Consider the following 381-nt stretch of genomic DNA (forward strand, 5'->3'; position numbering starts at 1 on the left):
TCTTCCGATCTGTATTGGTTCAAAAATATGCTCTTAAAAATAAAAGGAGCTATGGAAGCACGAAACTCAACTTAAGAACTTTAGAAGAAGAGCTAGGCGGCTACTGGCTGCGAGAGGGAAACAGGCAGAGATTGAGAGGGCTCAGCTTCTTCAGAGGCTCGTGAGACTTGGTATGCTCCCAGAAGAAGCACACCTTGATGATGTTCTTTCACTTACAATAGATGATATTCTCGAGAGGAGGCTTCAAACATTGGTATTCAAAAAAGGTCTTGCAAGGACAATCAAACAAGCAAGACAGCTAATTGTTCACGGCCATATTGAGGTAAATGGCCAAGTAATCAGATCACCAAGTTACTTAGTACTCAAAGAGAGATCGGAAGA

1 pseudogene is annotated in these 381 nt (G+C 42.0%); it reads left to right on the top strand.

The features are described 5' to 3' along the window. Positions 1-14: 14 nt before the first annotated feature. Positions 15-381: pseudogene (locus E3E23_RS09920) on the top strand (30S ribosomal protein S4); the annotation flags it as partial.

It is taken from the genome of Thermococcus sp. CX2 (genome assembly GCF_012027555.1).
Taxonomy (GTDB): Archaea; Methanobacteriota_B; Thermococci; order Thermococcales; family Thermococcaceae; genus Thermococcus.